Origin of the sequence: Cellulomonas sp. GbtcB1, assembly GCF_019091725.1 — a bacterium.
Classification (GTDB): domain Bacteria; phylum Actinomycetota; class Actinomycetes; order Actinomycetales; family Cellulomonadaceae; genus Cellulomonas.
In genome coordinates this window covers 1-289 of the sequence record NZ_JAGXJG010000202.1, presented here as the reverse complement: position 1 = coordinate 289, position 289 = coordinate 1, and the positions used below count along the sequence as shown (strand labels likewise).

Below are 289 nucleotides of genomic sequence, written 5' to 3'. Positions count from 1 at the left end.
AGCGCGTCGCGATGGGTCGCGCCATCGTCCGCCAGCCGCGCGTGTTCCTCATGGACGCGCCGCTGTCGAACCTGGACGCGAAGCTCCGCGTGCAGACCCGCACCCAGCTCGCGTCGCTCCAGCGCCGCCTGGGCGTCACCACGGTCTACGTCACGCACGACCAGACCGAGGCGCTGACCATGGGCGACCGCATCGCGGACCTCAAGGACGGCCACCTGCAGCAGGACGGCACCCCGCGCGACATGTACGACACCCCGGCCAACGTGTTCGTCGCCGGCTTCATCGGCTC

Annotated in this window: 1 pseudogene; it reads left to right on the top strand. The window is 70.9% G+C overall.

What is annotated here, in order from left to right:
• Window positions 1-289: pseudogene (locus tag KVT14_RS20290) on the top strand (sugar ABC transporter ATP-binding protein); the annotation flags it as partial.